We start from the raw sequence: 20,479 nt of genomic DNA on the forward strand, positions 1-20,479 counted from the left end.
TAGCTACTGATTGATAAAATTAATATTATGATGCTGAAAAAAATTTTCTTCGTTGCAGCAGCAGGATTTTCCTGTATGGCCTATTCACAGAATACAGGCCGGCAGAAACTGATGGATTACCTTGATTCTTTATCCGTCCACCATAAAGTAATGGGAAGTTTTGCTTTTGCAGATAATGACCAGCCCACCTTCCTGAAAGTAACCGGTTTTTCTGATGTTGCTAAAAAACAGAAGGCCAATATGAATACTCAGTATCGCATCGGCTCCATCTCCAAGACGTTTACTGCGGTATTGGTGATGAAAGCTGTGGAGGACAAAAAACTGTCTCTGGATGCTAAACTTTCCTCGTTCTATCCTGAAGTGGAAAATGCGGATAAAATAACCATCAAAGATCTTCTGCAGCACAGAAGCGGAATCCATAACCTGACCAATGAAGAAGAGTACTGGACTTACAATACCCAACCTCAGACCGAAGCCTCTATGGTTTCGATCATTAAAAAATATAAAAGCGATTTCACACCGGGATCAAAATATGAATACAGTAATTCCGGTTACATCCTGCTGACCTTTATTCTTGAAAAAATATATAAAAAAAGCTATGCGAAACTTATTCAGGAAAAGATTGCCGGACCTTTGAAATTAACGCTTACAAAAGTGGGAGGGAAGATAGATCCTTCCGGCAATCAGGCACTTTCTTATCAGTATACCAATGGAAATTATCAGCCCTGGCAGGAAACCGATATGAGCGTTCCGGCCGGAGCGGGAAACCTTATTTCTACCCCCACAGAACTGCTGAAGTTCATCATTGCTTTGGAAAATGGCAAATTAGTCAATAAAGACAGTCTTAAGCAGATGAAGGAATTTAACGATGGTTACGGCTATGGTATTACCAGAGTTCCTTTTGATAAATATTGGGGATATGGTCATAACGGAGGAATAGATCAGTTCCGTTCCGTATTATACTATTTTCCTGAAATAAAAACAGGAATAAGTTTCATTACCAATCAGTCGGATTACAATAACAATGATATTTCGATAAAGATGTTGCAGACTGCCACAGGTAAAGACTTTACAATGCCAGGCTTTAAAGAGGTTTCCGTTGCAGGAGATCTGCTGAAAAAATATGAAGGAGTTTACAAAGCAGAAGGGTTTCCTCTGGACATTAAAATATTCTCAGAAAACGGGAAACTGAAAGGACAGGCAACAGGACAGGGAGCGTTTCCGCTTGAAGCGGTTTCCGAGAGCGAATTTAAATTTGAAACAGCAGGGATCAGAATGAAATTCAATGCCGAAAAAGGAACAATGGATTTTTCGCAGGCAGGAAACAATTTTACCTTTAAAAAACAATAGAATGAAATATTTAAAAATAAATACCGAAGAAAATGCAGATATAGAAGCTCTTAAAAATGCTGTAAACCAACTGAAAGGAGTAGCTTCAGTAGAGGTTATTGATGATGAAAACCCTGAAAGTGAACTCAAAAAAGCTTTCGCCAAAACCAAAGAGCAATTGAAAACAGGGGATTATGAGACCCTGGTAAACGATATTTTTGATATATTAACGAAAAATAATTCTAAAAAATAATAAGGTAGACCATAATGAAAAAGGTGATTTTATCGATTGCTGTATTAGGAATCGTATTTTCTGCACATGTATCGGCACAGACTGAAACCTCAGGAAGAGAAAAAGTATACAGAGCCACTCATACCAAAGTAACAGAACTTAAACACACGAAACTTAAAGTAAGCTTCGATTATCAGAAAGAGCAGATGAATGGGGAAGAATGGCTTACAGCCTCTCCGTATTTTTATCCGTCCGGAGAACTGGTTCTTGATGCAAAAGGAATGCTTATTCATGAAGTTGCCCTGGATAACGGCGGAAAAAGATCACCTCTGAAATATGATTATAAAAATGATGTTTTAAAGATCACCCTGGATAAAACCTATCAGAAAAACCAGGATTATACCGTTTATATCAAATATACCTCCCGTCCCAATGAGGTGAAGCAGGTGGGAAGTATGGCAATTAATGATGCCAAAGGACTTTACTTCATCAATGCACAGGGTAAGGATCCCGATATGCCTACACAGATCTGGACGCAGGGTGAAACAGAATCGTCTTCTGCCTGGTTCCCCACCATCGATAAGCCCAACCAGAAAACAACCCAGGAAATTTATATGACCGTTCCGGATAAATATGTTACACTTTCCAACGGGGTTTTAAAAGATTCACAAAAAGAAGCCAATGGCCTCAGAACAGACCACTGGGTGATGGATAAAAGACATTCCACTTATCTTTTCTTTATGGGAGTAGGAGAGTATGCAATCGTCAGAGACAAATGGAAAAACATTCCTGTAGACTATTATATAGAAAAAGAATACGAACCTTATGCCAAACAGATCTACGGAAACACCCCGGAAATGATTGAATTCTTTTCTAAAAAAATGAATTATGATTATCCGTGGGTGAAATATGCACAGATTTCGGGAAGAGAATATGTGAGCGGTGCTATGGAAAATACTACTGCCACCCTTCACGGAAGCGATATCCTCCAGAAACCCGGCCAGCTGATCGATGAGAACAAATGGGAAGATACCATCGCCCACGAACTGTTTCATCACTGGTTTGGAGATCTGGTAACAGCAGAAAGCTGGAGCAATCTTACGGTAAACGAATCTTTTGCCAATTACTCCGAATACCTCTGGAACGAATATAAATACGGAAAAGATCAGGCAGATTATCATCTGATGTCTGATGTGAATATGTATATTCACAAGTCTTCAGACTTCAAAAAAAATCTCGTAAGATTCAATTATGACTCCCGGGAAGATGTTTTTGATCTTGTTACTTATCAGAAGGGAGGAGGAATCCTTCATATGCTGAGAAATTATCTTGGTGACGAAGCCTTCTTTGCCGGAATGAGCGATTACCTTAAAACATATGAATACCAGAACGCGGAAGCCCACCAGCTGAGACTGTCTTTTGAAAAAGTGAGCGGAAAGGATCTGAACTGGTTCTTCAATCAGTGGTATTTCGGAAGCGGAAACCCAAAAATCACTTACTCGTCCACTTTTGAACCTGTTAAAAAACAGGTTACGGTAACGGTCAGTCAAACCCAGGAGCTGCCTTTCGAATTTCCGCTGGCTATCGATGTATACGATAACGGAAAACCTAAAAGATATCATGTATGGGTAAATGCAGAAGATAAAAACACATTCAGCTTTGATGTCTCTAAAAATCCGGATCTTATCAATATCAATGCAGACGGTATTTTGCTGGCGGATATTACCGATATAAAAACTCCGGAGCAGAATCTGATGCAGTTTACAGGCTCCAAAGAATTTAAAAGCAGGTATAAGGCTTTAACAGGCATAAAAGATCAGGCCGGGAAAAATGCTGCCGCGGTGAAATTACTGGGAGCCGCCCTGAAAGATCCGTTCTTCAGAATAAGAATGAAAGCTCTGGAACTCATGGATCTTACCAATGCAGATCAGATGAAAGCATTCGGAGCTGAGGTGGAAAAACTGGCTTCAAACGATCCTAAAACACTGGTTCAGGCTGCGGCAGTTGCTGCTTTGGCCAAGACTAAAGATAAAAAATATCTTCCGCTTTTTGAAAAAGGAGTCGGTGCTGTTTCCAATGCCGTAAAAGGAAATTCACTGAGTGCTGTTCTTACCATTGATCCTTCCAAAGCCAACACCCTGGCAGATAAGATCGACCTGGAAGGAGCTTCTGATGAACTGCTGGCACAATTGCTTCCTGTTATTGTAAAGAATAAGGTAACCTCTCAGATGTCTAATATTACTCCTCTTGCTGCATTTTATCCTTTTGTGAAATACCAGGATCCGGAATTGGGGAAAGCTGCTGAGGATGGTTTTAACTGGATCATGAGTTCAGATAACCTGAAGGCAACAGAAAATGTTGCCAAAATATTAAGCAATGCCAGAGACCAGATGGGTAATAATCCACAGACTAAAATGATGGTTATCCAGATGCTGAAAGACGGTTTAGCCAAGAAACTGGAAGTTCTGAGACAGAATCCTCAGAATGCTGCCAGTATTCACAAACAGATTGATGCATTGAATAAAACGATTGAAGATTTCAAATAAAAAACTTTATCAGATAAAGAATGATACCGGCCACTGTTTTCAGTGGCCTTTTTCATAACAGGACGTGTGCCCGGAACGATAACATGAGATTTGACAATAATGCTTAAAAAGTAAATAATATTGAAGGAGTATTCAGTCTGCATTTTATAAATTCGTATAAAAAATTAGAGAATATGACTTTTGGAATTGAGGCAGCGGGTTGGTATGTACCATCTTTATATTTGGAAATCAGAGATCTGGCTGAGAAAAGGGGAATTGAAGCGGCAAAACTTGAAAAGGGGCTTGGACTGCATAAAATGGGACTTCCGGACGTTCACGAAGACACAGCTACCTTTGCGGCAGAAGCCTTATTAAAACTGATCAGGGATTATCAGCTTAATCCTGAAGAGATAGCAAGAATCTATTTAGGAACAGAAAGTGCCCTGGATGCCGCAAAACCCACAGCTTCATACGCTGTTCATATGGTGGAAAAAGTATTGGAGAAAGACTTCGGGGAAAGATGTTTCAGAAACTGCGATGTGGCAGATATGACTTTTGCCTGTATCGGAGCAGTAGATGTACTGCATAATTCACTGGATTTTGTAAGGGCCAATCCAAATAAAAAAGCAGTAGTTATTGCAAGTGATTATGCCAAATATGAACTCGCTTCTTCCGGAGAATATACCCAGGGCGGAGGAGCCGTAGCTTTGCTGATTTCCTCAAAACCGGATCTGCTGGAAATTGAAAACAGCTGGGGAGTGGCGACAGAAAGCGTTTTCGATTTTTTTAAACCCAGAAGGCATTATAATAAGGAAGATCTGGCTCATGCACCTGAAAACTTTCCGGATAAAATTGAAATCTTTACCGATGAGCCTGTTTTTGACGGACAGTATTCCAATCAGTGCTATCAGAACAGGATCAGGGAAGCATATCAGCATTATAAAGAAATTACAGGGAAAGCTAAACCTTATGAAACCTGGAAATATCTTGTCTTTCACCTTCCTTATGCCTTTCATGGGAAAAGAGTATTCACTGAAATATACAGTCTTGAAAACGGCCTTCCATACCATACTCAGGAGGAACAGAAGGCAGCTGCGAAATCAGATGACTACCTGAAGCTGGTGAATGATAAGATTGAGCGCACCCAGAGGGCTTCTTCAGAAATTGGTAACATGTATACAGCATCTGTTTTTATGGCTATGTTGTCTGCGCTTGAGGTTTCCTTTAATGAAAATGAAGAACTGGCCGGAGCTGAAATGGGATTTTTCGGATATGGCAGCGGTTCAAAATCAAAAGTATTTGCCGGAAAGGTATCCGGAAACTGGAAAACAGTTGTCTCAAAATGGAATCTGTTTGAAGATCTGAAAAACAGAACTGCCATTGATTTTGAAACTTATGAAAAACTTCACAGAAAACAGCTTGAAAAATCAGTGAATAGGAACTATAAAGGATTTGGACTGCTAAATATAGAATCTGAAGATCCAGTTTTGAAAGGAGCAAGATATTATGATTATCATTACTAAAATGATCTTCATAAAATGAATAAAAAACACTCTATTATGAGTGTTTTGTTTTTTTTAAGAGTTTTTTATCCTCTTTTGTAAATATTTAATATTAATTTTTTTAATATTCTGATGAAATGTTAATACTAAAATATTTATTTTTTTACGATTAATGGTGTTTTTTGTGAATTTTATTTATTATTTGTTTTTATTTGGTGTATTCACATGATTTTTTTTACAATTTATAAATTTCTAATAATAATTTAAAACGAAGAATATTTTATATATAATATTGATATTTTAAATCAATTTTGAAATATAATATTTGATTTTAGGAAAATATTAAACTTTAACATTTTGATTTTCAGATTTTTAATTGTTTTTACTGTTAATAATTATTAACATATTTGTCCATAAAAATATATTAAAATTTGTTAATATGAATGTTAAACTACGTGTATTAAGTGCTGGGGCATTGTTCTTTCTAGGACAGGCTGCTTTTGCACAGCAAACAACGAAAAAAGACACAGCTACTACGCAGATTGAAGAAGTAGTAATGGTTGGATTCGGACAGAAAAAAGCTGTTACAGAAATTACAGGTTCTACATCTACCATGAAGGCAAAGGCAATTGAAGATATTCCTGTTGCCTCAGTAGATAAAATGTTACAAGGTAGAGTTACAGGTGTTCAGACAGGGTCTTCTTCTGGACAGCCGGGAGGTTTTGCTTCTGTAAGGGTAAGAGGGGTTGCTTCCATTAATGGAGGTGTTTCACCTATTTACGTTGTTGACGGAGTAAGAGTTTCTTCAGGAGATTTATCAGGTAACAGCGTTACTGCGAATATTCTTGCCAATATGAACCCTGATGATATTGAAACGGTTACTATACTTAAAGATGCTGTTTCTACAGCTGTATATGGAGCTGATGCTGGTGCCGGTGTTATCATTATTACTACAAAATCAGGTAAAAAAGGCAAGCCTATATTTAATGTTAGTTTTAACCATGGGGTAAGTGACAGAGCTGTTGAAGGGCACAGAGGGCTAAGCGCTACTGACTATCAAAATCTTGTTGCTGTTCAGGCTTTGAACAGATTTCCTCAGCTTAACAACGTGCAGAATGCAATTAATCAACTTAGAAACGGAGCTTTAGGCTCTGGAGTTGCTGCGATCTATAGACTGGGAGGAGATACCGATTGGAGAAAAGAGATCTCTCATACAGGAGGAGCTTATGTACAGGGAGCTGATGTAAGTATATCTGGAGGAAATGATCAAATTTCTTACTATAACTCTATCAATTATTTCGATCAGAACAGTATTATTAAAAATTCTTATTTTAACAGACTTACTTTTACTAACAAAGTAGATGTAAAAGCTACCGATAAATTCAGATTTGGAACCAACCTGCAGCTTTCTTACAGTAAGATTAGTACGCTTGCTAACGGAGGTGGATTTGCAAACCCTATTCTAAGTGAATATTTCCTGAGACCAACGGACCCGCTACGTAATGCTGACGGTACTTATTATTGGGGAGCAGGAGGAAGAATGTCTAATGGGTTATTCAATGTTCCAGCTTTACTTGATTTAAATTCCCAGGTGGGAAAAACAGCTAGGATTTTTGGTAATTTATATGCTGAATATGAAATCCTTAAAAACTTAAAGTATAGGTTTGTTTTTGCTCCTGAATATATCAATCTTGAGGAGGATGAATACAGAAGTCCAATACATGGTGACGGAACAAACTACAACGGTTTGGCAGTATCAGGATCAAGAAGATATTTCAACTTTAACGTTCAGAATATCTTAAGCTATAACTTTAGACTGGAAGATAAGCATAATTTTGATTTCTCTGCGATCCAGGAAGCTTATAAGTCTGATTTCAGAGATCTTACAGCATCAGCATCTGCTGTAGGTGCTCTTAGTCTTAGAACGATCACTAATTTTGTTAAGATGCAGTCAATTGCAGGTAGTAGAGCTGAAACCAGCAGATATGGATATGCTGTTACAGGTCACTATGATTATGATAAGTTAGTTTTATTGGATTTATCATACAGAAGAGACGTGCTATCTCGTTTTACACCTGGGCGGAAAGGAGGAAACTTTTGGTCAGCAGGTTTAGGAGTTGACCTTGCTAGGCTTGATTTCATGAAAAATATCGAAGCAATTACTACTCTTAAGTTTAGAGCATCTTATGGTAAAGTAGGAAACCAGATTAATGCAATACCTTATGCATTATTTTCTTATTCAACAAATTATGATGATCTGGCAGCAGCGAGTTATTCAGGAATATACAACCCTAATTTGAAATGGGAAACTATTAAACCTTTCAACGTAGGATTTGATTTTGGATTCTTTAAAAACAGATTAACTGTTTCAGCAGATTATTATAACAAGAAAACACAAGACCTGATTTATAATATTCCAGTGTCACCTGCTCAGGGGCTTGCGAACTATGTTGATAATATTGGGGATTTGGTAAACAGAGGTTTTGAATTTGCTGTTAATGCAGATATCTTCAAAGGAAGCAGAGATCAGTTTAACTTAACTATCGGAGCTAATTTAAGTACTCTTCATAATGAAATTACTTCATTGTACGGGGGAGCAGTGAATACAGGTTTACAAACGATTAGAGTAGGAGAAGGGGTAAGAACCTGGTATTTGAGAAAATGGGCAGGTGTAGATCCGACAAACGGAGATCCATTATGGTATGTAAACGGAATTGACGGAGAAACAACAAATAACTACAACCTAGCTAAGCAGGCTGTTCAGGGAAGTTTCTTGAGTACAGTATTTGGTGGAGGTAATATCAATATGTCTTACAAAGGGATTGGGCTTGATGCACAATTTACTTACGGATTCGGAGGTAAGATTTATGATAACTGGGCTAACTACACTATGAGTGATGGTCAGTATACTGCCAACTATTCTGGATATGCAGATCAGATGGACTACTGGACTCCAAGCAATCCTGGGGCAGCTAATCCAAAACCAATTTATGGGACAGGTAACAAGCGTGCTAACCAAGCGTCTACCAGATTCTTATATGACAGTGATTACTTAAGACTAAGCAATGCAAGATTATCATATACATTCACAAGAGAATTCTTAAACGGCTCAGGTCTTAATTCTGTACAGGTCTTTGTAATGGGTACCAATATGTGGACACATACATTTGATAAGAGATTGAAACTGGATCCGGAAATCAACTTAGACGGAACATCTAATCTTAATTTACCAATTATGAGAACATACAGTATTGGTGTTAATATTGGTTTTTAATTAAAAAATAAAAAGATATTATGAAAATAAATTTTCTAAAAGCTGCTGTTGTGGTAGTGGGAGTATCAATGGCTGCTGTTTCTTGTAGCAATGATTTTGTAGAAACACAATTTTACCAGGATGTAGAACAGGCTCCTTTAACAAGTTTAAATGAAGTAGAGTCTTTTGCAAGAGGAATGTATAGTTCCATGAGAGCTCCTTCTTATTATGGAAGAGATTACGGAATATATGCTGAAGTAAGATCAGATGAAATGTACAGTACCGGAGCTGCCGGCTATTTCAATGCTGTAAATAACTATATCATGACATCAGCTGATACTAATGCAAGAGATACTTACAGACAGATTTATACAGCAGTTGCTAAAGCCAATATTCTTATTGGAACAGATGTGAATGGAATTAAAGGAACTACGAGTGAAAAGACTGCTGTGAAATACCATATCGGGCAGGCATATGCTTTGAGAGCTCTTTTCTTCTTTGATCTTTTGAAACTGTACGGACAGAAATATACAGGAGGAACGACAGGTATTGTAACTCCGTTAAGGTATGATCCGAAAGCAATGCAGGCAAGAGGAACAATTACCCAGAATGAAGCACAGATTGAGTCTGACTTCAATACAGGTTTGGCAATGATGATCGCTAATACTGCAGGAGCTGGGGTTGATAATGCTTCAAAAGTAGATATGACAGTTAATGGAGTTAAAGCTTTAATGAGCAGATATTATCTTTACAAAGGAAATTATGCTAAAGTAAGAACACTTGTTAATGAAATTGTTAGTTCTGCAGCATTTCAGGTTATACCTGCAGCATCATATGTTGGTTCATGGAAGTCTCCTAAGCAAAATAACAGTATTTTTGAATTAGCAGTAGGTGTTGCTGGATCAAACGGTACAGATTCGTGGGGATATATATTTAACTATGATGGATATTCCAACACTGTAATGAGTGATAATCTATATGCTCAATATGATCCAAATGACGTTAGAATAAGTGGTTCTATGATCGTTATTGATGGTGAGGTTTATCTTAACGGAAAATATCCTAATCTTGAAGGAACAGATAATATTAAGATTATAAGATACGAAGAGGTTATTTTAAATGGTGTAGAAGCTGAGTTGGCTTCAGGAGGCAATGCTGGAAAAGCATTGACCTACTATAACATGATTCTTCAAAACAGAGGTCTTGCGGCAGCAAGTTCAGTTAGTCTTGCTGATTTAAAACTTGAAAGAGCTAAGGAATTAGTAGGAGAAGGTCTTAGAATGTGGGATTTACTAAGATGGGGAGATCCGGTACCTAGACCTGCAGGGGCTAGTACGAATCCACTTCTTACGGCATTCCCTATTCCAAGAATAGAGACGGACATTGCAGGGACGCTCGTAACGGCTAATCCGGGTTATGATAACTAAGAAGAAATAATAAAAAAGCTTGGGACTACTCAAGCTTTTTTTATTATTTCTATTCGAAAAATATACAATTATGAATAAATTTAATACAACTTTGTTATTAGTAGGATTTAGTTTTTTTTCTCTTGCTCAGGTAACGAATAAGAGTGGAAACGTAGGAACCAATAATGTTCAACGGCTCCTCTTTGAAGAGAGAAAATTAATAGGAGATACGGAAACAAGGGACGGAAGTCCCTATTTTAACGGTGATACTTTTAAAAAAGCAAGTATTTATGGATATTCTAAAGATATTCCTGATCTTCGCTATAATGCATTTAGTGATGAAATGGAATTTTATAACGGAAAAGATATTTATTCTGCCAATAAAGAAAATGGGCAAATCATCAAATTCAATGACGGGAAAATATACGAATGTCTAAATTATAACCTTGATGGAAAAGATAAATTAGGATATCTTGTACAATTGGTTAGTAATCCGGAGAAATATTCTTTATATAAGCGGGAAAAGATAGAGTTATTGAAAGGGGAGAAGAGCAATAATGGCATCACAAAAGATAGAAATGATTATTATGCTAAAGAAAAAGATGTATATATTATTCAGAAAAATGGAGTTTTTACAAAAATAGCTAAAAATAAAAAAGAATTTTTAAATGATTTTATGTTTAAAAAAAATGAACTGAATGAATTTATCAAAGAAAAGCAAATTAATCTTAAATTGGAATCTGATTTAATTAAACTGATAGTTTATATGAATTCGTTGTAAATATAGATCATTCGTTATATTGTAAGTATAGCCGAGAAGTTTTTCTCCGGTTTTTTTATTGTTTAAAAATAGTTTTTGGGTAGTGTCTTTTTTTTGAGAGTTTTATTGTATCATAACATCTGTAAAAATAGCTTTTATGCCTTTGGGCTATGTCGAACCTTCGGTTTTAGGTTAAGTTTAACTGAGTTTAAAACAGACTTATTTTATACTTTTAATGTCCTACAAAAAAGGTTAAACAAGTTTTTCTTAAAAATAAGTTTATAAATATCACTTATTAGCTATTTATTTTATCAATTTTCTCTTAAAATACTCAAAAATTATTTTTATATTTTTCGTTAATATTTCACTTTTGATTAATATTTTTTATTGTTTTAAATAAATTGATTGACTTTGATTTTATTTTTACTTTTCGTTAAAATTTCCTTAATCTTCGGATTCCTTTATTTTTTGTCAGATTTTTAAAGAGAACAAAACGTATTTTTTATCATTTCTGAAAGATCGTTATGGATTTTCCCTTTATTGATGCGGGTTTTGGCCGTTTAATAAATTGATGTTCATAATTTTTATTAACATATTTGTCACTTCAATATATTAAAATTTGTTAATATGAATGTGAAATTACGCGTTTTGACAGCGGGTGTCCTGTTTTTTACAGGGCAGGCTGTACTGGCTCAGCAAAAAGAGCCGAAGGACAACAAAGACAAGGAAAACAAGATTGAGGAAGTAGTTGTTTTGGGATACAGCAAGACTGCCACAAAAGCTAAAACGACAACATCTTCGGTAACAGTAGGTGCTGAAACTCTGGAAAACAGACCCAACATCTCCGTATTGAACTCAATTCAGGGTACAGCACCGGGAATTGTAGTAAACTCAGCTTCCGGTTCTCCCGGCTCAGGAAAATTCAATATCCTGATCAGAGGAGCAAGTTCTCTGAACGGATCTACGGATCCGCTATATGTTGTGGATGGAGTGATTACTTCAGGCTCTCAGTTCAGAAACCTGAACTCTTATGATATTGAAACATTCAGTATCCTGAAAGATGCCCAGGCAACAGCAATCTATGGAAACAGAGCCGCAAACGGAGTGGTTGTGATTACAACAAAAGGAGGGAAATTCAACTCAGGATTAAAGGTTTCTTATGATGCATTAACCTCATTCAGCAAATTACCTGAGGCTGATTACAATATGGCCAATGGGCGACAGCTGCTGCAGATTCAGAAAGGACTGCTGACGGGCCAGGGTGGTTCTATGACGCAGGATCAGATCGATAATTGGGGAGTGAATACAGACTGGAACAAACAGTTTACCCGTATCGGCATGTCCCAGCAGCATAACCTGTCTATTACTGGAGGAGGTGAAAATATCAACAACTTCCTTTCATTAGGCTATCTGGACAGTGAGGGAACAGTGAAGTCTACTGATTTCAAGAGGTTTACGATGAGAAATAATCTTAACGGTAAATCTAAGGACGGAAGATTAACTTTCGGTTCCATCATCGGTCTTGGATATTCCAGAAGAAACCAGCTGGATGATGAAACAAACACAGGAATTGCCAATAATACCCTTCAGAATCCTCTGTTCGGGGGAATTCTTTCCAGACCGTACATCGGGCCTTCCCCTTACGCAAATGGCCTTGAATTATTTAATGCCATCAAGGGAGACGCAGCCAACAACAGACAGTGGATCCTTCAGGATAATATCAATGGCGGGATCAGAAACAGATTTACAGAGATCAGCATCTCTGCTAATGCCAACGTTAATTATAAACTTACAGATTACCTGAGTGTAGGAAACAGAACAGGTATCGAATACAAACAGTACGAAAGAATTTTTGCAAGATCTCCGCTGGGTTACCTTTCCATAAGTGTTGCCAATGGAGACGGAGCTCAGTACGGAGGGCATGAGGAGTTTACAACGACAAGAGATTTAACATTCAACAGTATTACCAATATTACATTCAACAAATCTTTTGGAGACCATACCATCAGCGCCGGAGCCTATATGGACTATATCAAAGCGCACGTGAATACAACCATTCAGAGACAGAATGGACTGAATCCGCTACAATGGGAGTTTGGTGCAGGAACAGGATATATTCCGTTTAATCCGGATACGCCGGGACTTTATAATCCTCAGGCAAGAGCATCAAAAATAACAGGTGGAACCCTGGCTTATTTTGGAACTGTGGATTACGATTATAAAGACAAGTACGGGGTAAGTGGAGTTGTGAGAAGAGACGGGTCTTACCGTTTCCTTCCTACCAACAGATGGGAAACCTTCTGGTCTGTGGCAGCAAGATGGAACATCAATAAAGAAGATTTCATGGCCAATTCCGGGTTCAGATTGCTTAAATTAAGAGCTTCAATCGGTACTACGGGTAACCAGAACCTGGGAATCGCTTCAGATAATTCCAATCCGTTGGTTTTGCTTCCTAATAACTTCCTTGAACTGTACAACGGCTTTTCAGGATATCAGAATATGCTGGGATATAATTTCGTTAACCTTTCCAACCCTTATTTAAGATGGGAACAGGTAAAACAGACCAACATAGGGATTGATTACAATTATAAAGGATTGATTGAGGGAAGTTTTGATTATTATCAGAAAAGAACATCCAGAATGTTCAACGATCTTCAGAAATCATCCGTTACCGGTACCTATGCGATCAGAGGAAATGACGGGGTTCTTGATAATAAGGGAATTGAAGGGTTAATCAGATATAACGCGATCAGAACTGAAACTACAAAGCTGTCTGTTTTCGCAAATGCAGCTTACAACTCCAACAAAATCGTTTCAATGGGCAGTGAAAACCTTGCCGGAGATGTAGTAAATGCCATAGGAGGGCCGGCAGGTCAGTATCAGCTATATCCGTACGTTGGAGTAAATCCTGACAATGGAAACTTACAGTTCCTTGATAAGAACGGAAATATTACCGAGGCTCCTACTTCTGCAGACCGAAGACTTACCGGAAAATCCAGATATGCCAAATTTACAGGAGGTTTCGGATTTAATTTCCAGCACAAAGGCTGGTATTTCGATACGTTATTCTCTTTCCAACAGGGAGGATGGATCTTTGATAACCTGCAGTCCTGGGTATTTGATCCTAGTGCCGCAGCCAACAGAAACCTTTCAGCAGATCTGTTAAATGCATGGACACCTCAAAACAGAGATACCGATGTGCCTGCACTGAGAGCAACCAACCTAAGCTTAGGATCTTCAGACAGATTTTTACACAGATCAGACTTTATAAGACTTAAGAATATTTCAGTAGGATACAGCTTTACCAAAAGCCAGTTAGGTAAACTACCGGTAAAAGGGATTAAAGTATTTGTTCAGGCGGAAAACCTTTATACCTGGACGAAATGGAAAGGATTTGATCCGGAGCCGATTACTTCCTACTCACTGAATGTTTATCCTAACCCTAAAACCGTATCGGTAGGTTTAAATGTTGATTTTTAATATAGAAGAATTATGAAAAGAGTTATAAATACAATATACGTTGCTGTTGCCTTATCATCCGCAGCATTTACATTAAGCAGCTGTCAGGATGCGCTTGATATCAGACAGCCCGGAGAACTGCAGGACTTTGAGGTCTATACAAGCGTTGCCAATCTGAATGAAGTTTTAAATGGTTCCGTATATGCCCAGCTGGATCCGATTGATGAGATTTATTTTACAGCCGTATTTACCGATGAAGTAAAACCAGGCTCCGGAAGCGGAGGACAGGAATATTCACTGCACAGACACTTCCTTGATGCAGCAAGCCCTGTGGTAACCGGAGGAACAGTAAGCACCGTAGCAAGTGACGGAATCTGGCTGAATAATTACAGAGTAATTAACAGAATTAACAGGTTGCTTGAAGGAGCAAAGAGAGTTACTCCTGCCAATGATGACGAAAAGAAGCTCTATAATTCAATTCTTGCGCAGGCAAGAGCAATCAGAGCCTATTGCTATGTACAGCTGGAAGCCTATTTTTCTATGAATATGAAGAAAACTGATGCTTTAGGAGTAATTATTCTGAAAGATGTTCCTGTGAATGAAGCCCAGTTGCCAAGATCTACCAACCAGGAGGTATATGACTTCATTAATGCCGATCTTGATTATGCAAGAAATATATTGGGGTATTCAGTTGCCTCTAACAAAATAGCAAGATATTCGGTAGACAGAGGATTCGTCAATGCTCTTACAGCCCGTTTTAACCTGTACAGAGGAAATATGGCTCTGGCTAAACAATATGCCGATGATGTTATTACCAACTCAAAATTATCACTTACGAAGGCTTCCCCGTCTACAACTTTAGATGATGATCCTGCAAGTCCGACTTTCGGCCAGGATCTTACAATAAATTCTAAAGAATGGAAAGCGAAATTTTATAATGTTGCCTCCTCCTTTAATCCATACAGAAATCTTTGGAATGATTTTGACAGGGGAGAAATTATCTTCTCGTTAAACAGGTTACCGCTGGGTGCCGGACAGAGTATCGGATCAAGATGGAATACCAATCAGTCCGTGATCAATGGTTCTCCGATGTGGTTCTGGGGAAGAAATCTGTATAATCTCTTCCAGGCAATTCCCGGAGATATAAGAAAATATGCTTATGTAGATCCTTCATCAAAAGAAAACATCAACTATGAGACCGCAGTAGCAGGAACGACCAGAAACGATGCATTGGTGATCGATAAATATCCGGGTAAAACAAGTACACCTATCAGAAACGATATCAAGGTATTCAGACTGTCAGAAATGTATTTCATTTTAGCTGAAGCTGAAGCAGCAGCAGGAAACCTTTCTGCAGCTCATGATCATATTCAGAAAGTAAGAGAGGCAAGAAACTATCTTGGGCAGGCGGTTACTCCAAACTATTCAAGTGTGCAGGCAGCCTATGCCGATATTCTGAAAGAACGCAGAATTGAACTTGCACTGGAAGGGCACCGTTACCTTGATCTGAAAAGACTTGCCGTACAGGCAGGCGTAAGCATGGACAGACACCCTACGGATGACATCGTACCTGTGAAGAATCTTGCTAATGGCGATGACAGGTATACTTTACCTATTCCGATCAAAGAAATCTCTGCAAACCCTAACGTGCAGCAGAATGACGGGTATTAGTCATCAGCTGGACTACCTCTTTTAAGGGAGACACAGTTAAAACTAAACGGATTTTAATTATTTTAATTTTAAAAGCTGTCTCAATGATTATTGAGGCGGCTTTTTTATTAACCGTTAATCCTGTAAATACTGATCGGAGTACAGTATCCCGTCCTGAAAATTTTTGGGAGTAATACCTACCAGCTGTTTAAATACCCTTGTAAAATAGTTCGTATCCGAAAATCCGGTTTGGTAAGCAGTTTCTTTAATACTGTTCTGGTTCGAAAGTAATTCTTTGGCCTTGCTGATCCTTTCCTGCAGAATAAAATCATTGGGAGAAGTACCCAGCTCATCCTTAAACATCCTGAAAAAATTCGATTTGCTCACGTAGGCAAGTTTGGCAATACTTTCAATAGAAAGCTTCTGATGAAGGTTTTTCCTGATATAGTCTACCGCAAAACCTATTCTGGATTTATTCTTGGCCACATTTTTTTCTACCATACTTCTGGCCTGGGTCTGCATCAGCCTGATCAGAAGTTCTTTCAGCGCAAGATCGGCCATAATATCCTTTTGGGAATTGTCGTCCATTGCAATCCTCATAATATTGTTGGTGGCAGAAGCCAGGGATTTATTATTAAAAAGAAAATATTCATCCAGCTGAATATTCCATTGGGAAGTTTCATCCGCTTTGGGCAGACTGTAATTAAAATAATTGAGGGAGTCTTCGATAAAGTCAGGATTAAGGCTCAGTGAAATACACTGTGTAGGAGATTCATCCGCATCAGGGAAATCAATCACCATCGTTTCGCCCGGAGCAACCAGGATGCTTTCCCCCGGAAAATAATCAAAGTAATTCGTTTTGCGATCCAGCTTCATGTGCTTTTTGCCTCTCAGCATCGCTGTAAAAGCAATATTTTCAAAATGAAGTTTAACACCGAAAGCCGCTTTATGTGTTTCATATATACTGAACTCACAGTTGTTTAGACTGAATTTGGTCTGGTTTTCCACAAGACTGGTCAGCTTGTTTTCATTCTTTAATTCAGGAGTATTTAATAAAAATTTATTATTGCTGTACATTTCTAAACATTTTAAGGATCGGACTCACTCAAATATAGAAATTTTAGCACAGTGTTGTTGTTAATAAAATTATAAAATTGAGGTCCTGCACTATTTTGAAGTGTTTTTGTACGATTGTGCTATATCTTTTTTCCGTTGAGATGTAATTTGGCATTACAAAAATTAAAAACAATACTAATATGAGCACAATGACAGAACCGAGATCAGAGACCGCATTTCAGTGGCCTGAATTCAAAAACAGATACGATAATTATATTGACGGAAAATTTACTCCACCGGTAAACGGACAGTATTTTGATGTGGTTTCTCCGGTAGACGGCAAAAGCTTTACCCAGGTGGCCCATTCCTCAAAAGAAGATCTTGAGCTGGCAGTAAATGCTGCCGATAAAGCATTCCAGACATGGAAAAATACATCATCCACGGAAAGAAGTATCATCCTGAACAAAATTGCAGACAGAATGGAGCAGAACCTCCAGTATCTTGCTGTGGTGGAAACCATCGATAACGGAAAAGCAGTAAGAGAAACACTGGCGGCAGATTTACCTTTAGCCATAGACCATTTCAGATACTTCGCTTCCGTGATCCGCGCAGAAGAAGGCTCCCACAACGAACTGGACAAAGATACCGTGTCACTTATCGTTCACGAACCGCTGGGCGTTATCGCACAGATCATTCCGTGGAATTTCCCGATTCTGATGGCCATATGGAAGCTGGCACCGGCATTGGCGGCAGGAAACTGCGTGGTGCTGAAACCCGCAGAAAGCACCCCGGTTTCTATTTTGGTTTTAATGGAAATCATTGGAGATCTTCTTCCCGCAGGAGTGGTGAATATCGTTAACGGTTTCGGGGCAGAACTCGGAAGAGCGCTTGTTACCAATCCTAAAGTATCAAAAGCGGCATTCACCGGATCTACGGCCACAGGACGCCTGGTGATGCAGTACGCAACGGAAAATATCATTCCTGTTACCCTGGAACTGGGTGGAAAGTCTCCGAATGTTTTCTTTAATTCCGTAATGGATGCGGACGATGAATTCCTGGATAAAGCAATTGAAGGCGCAGTTCTTTTTGCCCTTAATCAGGGAGAGATCTGTACGTGCCCGTCAAGACTCCTGGTTCAGGAAGACATTGCAGATGCCTTTATTGAAAGGGTCATCGAAAGAGTAAAAGCCATCAAGATCGGAAACCCGCTGGATAAAACGGTAATGATGGGGGCTCAGGCTTCGCAGATTCAGAAAGATAAGATTCTTTCCTACATTCAGCTGGGAAAAGAAGAAGGAGCGGAAGTTCTTGTAGGGGGAGACGTTAATAATGCAGGAGAAGGTCTGGAAGACGGATTTTATATCCAGCCGACGATTTTCAAAGGCAACAACAGGATGAGAATTTTCCAGGAGGAGATCTTCGGTCCGGTACTGGCCTTTACGACTTTCAAAGACGAAGAGGAAGCTGTAAAAATTGCCAACGATACCATATATGGACTGGGAGCGGGAGTGTGGACGAGAGATGCCCATCAGCTGTATAATATTCCGCGTCAGATCCAGGCAGGGAGAGTTTGGGTAAACCAGTACCATTCCTATCCGGCAGGCGCTCCGTTCGGAGGATATAAGCAGTCCGGGATTGGCCGTGAAAACCACAAAATGATGCTGGATCACTACCGTCAGACCAAGAATATGCTGATTTCCTACAACAAAAACAAATTAGGTTTCTTTTAATTTTAATATTAGGGCGTGCCCGTTTGCCCCGGCGGAGCCGGGGCAAAACGGTCGGGCTGTTCCAGGGCTTCACTTCGTTTCGGTGCTCCATTTCATTCCGCACCGGCTCGTTCCTCGCCGCCCTTCCCATCCCTCACGCAGACAAACGTTATCCTTATCCGGAAATTTTGGATGAGAAGAAAAGTCAGAACCTCTGGCTGAACAAAAACATTATGAAATAAACCGGATACAGAAATTGGGGAATAAATAAAAATTTCAAATATATTCCTGCAGGCACTTAACAAAGAATACCTGTGCAGTACATGGATCAATAAGACGTAAACTTATCAGATAGTACAGAATCTTTGTATTTCAAAAATAAGCGGAGCGGCCTTGTTTATCTTAAAAATATACTGTTATTATTCACCTTTGTATTGCTTTGTGATTAATAAAAAATCTCTGTCTGTTCATTATCCGTGAATGATAAATCAGTCAGGAAATTTACCATTAACCCTTTACTAATAAAAAAAACTTCAACCCATATGATTCCAAAAACAATGAAAGCCGCCGTAGTTCAGGGCTACGGGCAACCCCTTAAAATCGAAGAAGTTCCGGTAAGAGAACCCGGAAGATATGAAGTACTCGTAAAAGTAATAGCCTGCGGAGTCTGCCATACCGATCTGCATGCAGTAGACGGAGACTGGCCGGCAAAACCCAAAATGCCCCTGATTCCCGGACATGAAGGCGTAGGAATTGTGGTAGCCTGCGGACCCGAAGCACAGGTAAAAGAAGGAGATGCCGTAGGAGTTCCGTGGCTGTACAGTGCGTGCGGATGCTGCGATTACTGTATTACAGGCTGGGAAACCCTCTGTGAAGCCCAGAAAAACGGAGGTTACAGTGTAGACGGAGGTTTTGCGGAATATGTGATTGCAGATTCCAGATATGTGGGACATTTAAAATCCGATGTCAACTTTTTAGAAATAGCCCCGATTTTATGTGCAGGAGTTACCGTTTATAAAGGATTGAAAGAAACCGAAACCAGGCCCGGTGAATGGGTCGCCATCTCGGGAATCGGAGGATTGGGACATGTAGCCGTTCAGTACGCCAAAGCAATGGGAATGCACGTAGCGGCAATTGATGTAGCAGATGATAAACTTGAACTGGCTAAAAAATTAGGAGCAGATTTGGTGGTCAATGCAAAAACCACAGATCCCGGAGAATATCTTCACAAAGAAGTTGGAGGTATGCACGGTGCATTGATTACAGCGGTTTCTCCGATTGCCTTCAAACAGGGAATAGACGTACTGAGAAGAAAAGGAACCATTGCCCTCAACGGCCTGCCTCCCGGTTCTTTTGAACTTCCGATCTTTGAAACTGTTTTAAAAAGAATTACCGTAAGAGGTTCTATTGTAGGAACAAGAAAAGACCTTCAGGAAGCACTGGATTTCGCCAATGAAGGCCTTGTAAAAGCTACCGTGACCTCTGCAAAACTGGAAGACATCAATGACGTATTTGATAAGATGAAAAAAGGACAGATAGACGGAAGAATCGTTTTAGATATAGCCGGTTCAAATTAAAGATGAGCTAATGGACCCGGT

At 39.0% G+C, this 20,479-nt stretch carries 12 protein-coding genes; 11 read left to right on the forward strand and 1 reads right to left on the reverse strand.

The window, feature by feature from the left end; genetic code table 11:
• Positions 1-27: 27 nt before the first annotated feature.
• The 9 genes from AC106S_RS10125 to AC106S_RS10165 all read left to right on the forward strand — a co-directional run bounded on the left by AC106S_RS10125 (position 28) and on the right by AC106S_RS10165 (position 16,137).
• A complete protein-coding gene (locus tag AC106S_RS10125) occupies positions 28-1,350 on the forward strand; it encodes a serine hydrolase domain-containing protein (RefSeq protein WP_482438948.1) in 1,323 nt (440 codons plus the stop codon).
• Between the two features lies 1 nt (position 1,351).
• Positions 1,352-1,582, forward strand: coding sequence for a hypothetical protein (locus AC106S_RS10130; RefSeq protein WP_482438949.1), 231 nt, complete (start codon positions 1,352-1,354; stop codon positions 1,580-1,582).
• 14 nt (positions 1,583-1,596) lie between these two features.
• Complete coding sequence (locus AC106S_RS10135; protein WP_482438950.1) at positions 1,597-4,107, forward strand: M1 family metallopeptidase; 2,511 nt, start codon at positions 1,597-1,599, stop codon at positions 4,105-4,107.
• Positions 4,108-4,280: 173 nt separating this feature from the next.
• Positions 4,281-5,609 (forward strand): hydroxymethylglutaryl-CoA synthase family protein, encoded by a 1,329-nt coding sequence (locus AC106S_RS10140; protein WP_482438951.1) that lies wholly within the window; start codon positions 4,281-4,283, stop codon positions 5,607-5,609.
• Positions 5,610-6,027: 418 nt separating this feature from the next.
• On the forward strand, positions 6,028-8,862 hold the full coding sequence (locus AC106S_RS10145) for a SusC/RagA family TonB-linked outer membrane protein (RefSeq protein ID WP_482438952.1): 2,835 nt from the start codon (positions 6,028-6,030) through the stop codon (positions 8,860-8,862).
• Between the two features lie 20 nt (positions 8,863-8,882).
• Positions 8,883-10,268: a RagB/SusD family nutrient uptake outer membrane protein gene (locus tag AC106S_RS10150; RefSeq protein ID WP_482438953.1), complete on the forward strand. Its 1,386-nt coding sequence runs from the start codon at positions 8,883-8,885 to the stop codon at positions 10,266-10,268.
• Between the two features lie 70 nt (positions 10,269-10,338).
• Positions 10,339-11,028, forward strand: a complete 690-nt coding sequence (locus tag AC106S_RS10155; RefSeq protein ID WP_482438954.1) for a hypothetical protein — start codon at positions 10,339-10,341, stop codon at positions 11,026-11,028.
• A 606-nt stretch (positions 11,029-11,634) separates the two neighbouring features.
• Positions 11,635-14,487 carry a SusC/RagA family TonB-linked outer membrane protein gene (locus AC106S_RS10160; protein ID WP_482438955.1) on the forward strand — a complete coding sequence of 951 codons (2,853 nt, stop codon included), beginning with the start codon at positions 11,635-11,637 and terminating at the stop codon, positions 14,485-14,487.
• A gap of 12 nt (positions 14,488-14,499) precedes the next feature.
• Entirely contained in the window at positions 14,500-16,137 is a 1,638-nt protein-coding gene (locus AC106S_RS10165; protein ID WP_482438956.1) for a RagB/SusD family nutrient uptake outer membrane protein, read from the forward strand.
• Between the two features lie 114 nt (positions 16,138-16,251).
• On the opposite strand, the gene AC106S_RS10170 is transcribed toward AC106S_RS10165, so the two are convergent.
• Positions 16,252-17,193, reverse strand: coding sequence for a helix-turn-helix domain-containing protein (locus AC106S_RS10170; protein WP_482438957.1), 942 nt, complete (start codon positions 17,191-17,193; stop codon positions 16,252-16,254).
• Between the two features lie 179 nt (positions 17,194-17,372).
• On the opposite strand from AC106S_RS10170, the gene AC106S_RS10175 reads away from it, so the two are divergent.
• Positions 17,373-18,902, forward strand: coding sequence for an aldehyde dehydrogenase family protein (locus tag AC106S_RS10175; RefSeq protein ID WP_482438958.1), 1,530 nt, complete (start codon positions 17,373-17,375; stop codon positions 18,900-18,902).
• A gap of 521 nt (positions 18,903-19,423) precedes the next feature.
• Positions 19,424-20,458, forward strand: a complete 1,035-nt coding sequence (gene adhP, locus AC106S_RS10180; protein WP_482438959.1) for an alcohol dehydrogenase AdhP — start codon at positions 19,424-19,426, stop codon at positions 20,456-20,458.
• The last annotated feature ends 21 nt before the right edge of the window (positions 20,459-20,479 follow it).

This window comes from Chryseobacterium sp. FR054 (assembly GCF_056844565.1).

Coding starts and splice junctions, on each gene's coding strand:
- AC106S_RS10175 (WP_482438958.1), top strand. CDS start 17,373: ATGAGCACAATGACAGAACCGAGATCAGAGACCGCATTTCAGTGGCCT.
- AC106S_RS10140 (WP_482438951.1), top strand. CDS start 4,281: ATGACTTTTGGAATTGAGGCAGCGGGTTGGTATGTACCATCTTTATAT.
- AC106S_RS10130 (WP_482438949.1), top strand. CDS start 1,352: ATGAAATATTTAAAAATAAATACCGAAGAAAATGCAGATATAGAAGCT.
- AC106S_RS10125 (WP_482438948.1), top strand. CDS start 28: ATGATGCTGAAAAAAATTTTCTTCGTTGCAGCAGCAGGATTTTCCTGT.
- AC106S_RS10155 (WP_482438954.1), top strand. CDS start 10,339: ATGAATAAATTTAATACAACTTTGTTATTAGTAGGATTTAGTTTTTTT.
- adhP (WP_482438959.1), top strand. CDS start 19,424: ATGATTCCAAAAACAATGAAAGCCGCCGTAGTTCAGGGCTACGGGCAA.
- AC106S_RS10150 (WP_482438953.1), top strand. CDS start 8,883: ATGAAAATAAATTTTCTAAAAGCTGCTGTTGTGGTAGTGGGAGTATCA.
- AC106S_RS10145 (WP_482438952.1), top strand. CDS start 6,028: ATGAATGTTAAACTACGTGTATTAAGTGCTGGGGCATTGTTCTTTCTA.
- AC106S_RS10165 (WP_482438956.1), top strand. CDS start 14,500: ATGAAAAGAGTTATAAATACAATATACGTTGCTGTTGCCTTATCATCC.
- AC106S_RS10135 (WP_482438950.1), top strand. CDS start 1,597: ATGAAAAAGGTGATTTTATCGATTGCTGTATTAGGAATCGTATTTTCT.
- AC106S_RS10160 (WP_482438955.1), top strand. CDS start 11,635: ATGAATGTGAAATTACGCGTTTTGACAGCGGGTGTCCTGTTTTTTACA.
- AC106S_RS10170 (WP_482438957.1), bottom strand. CDS start 17,193: ATGTACAGCAATAATAAATTTTTATTAAATACTCCTGAATTAAAGAAT.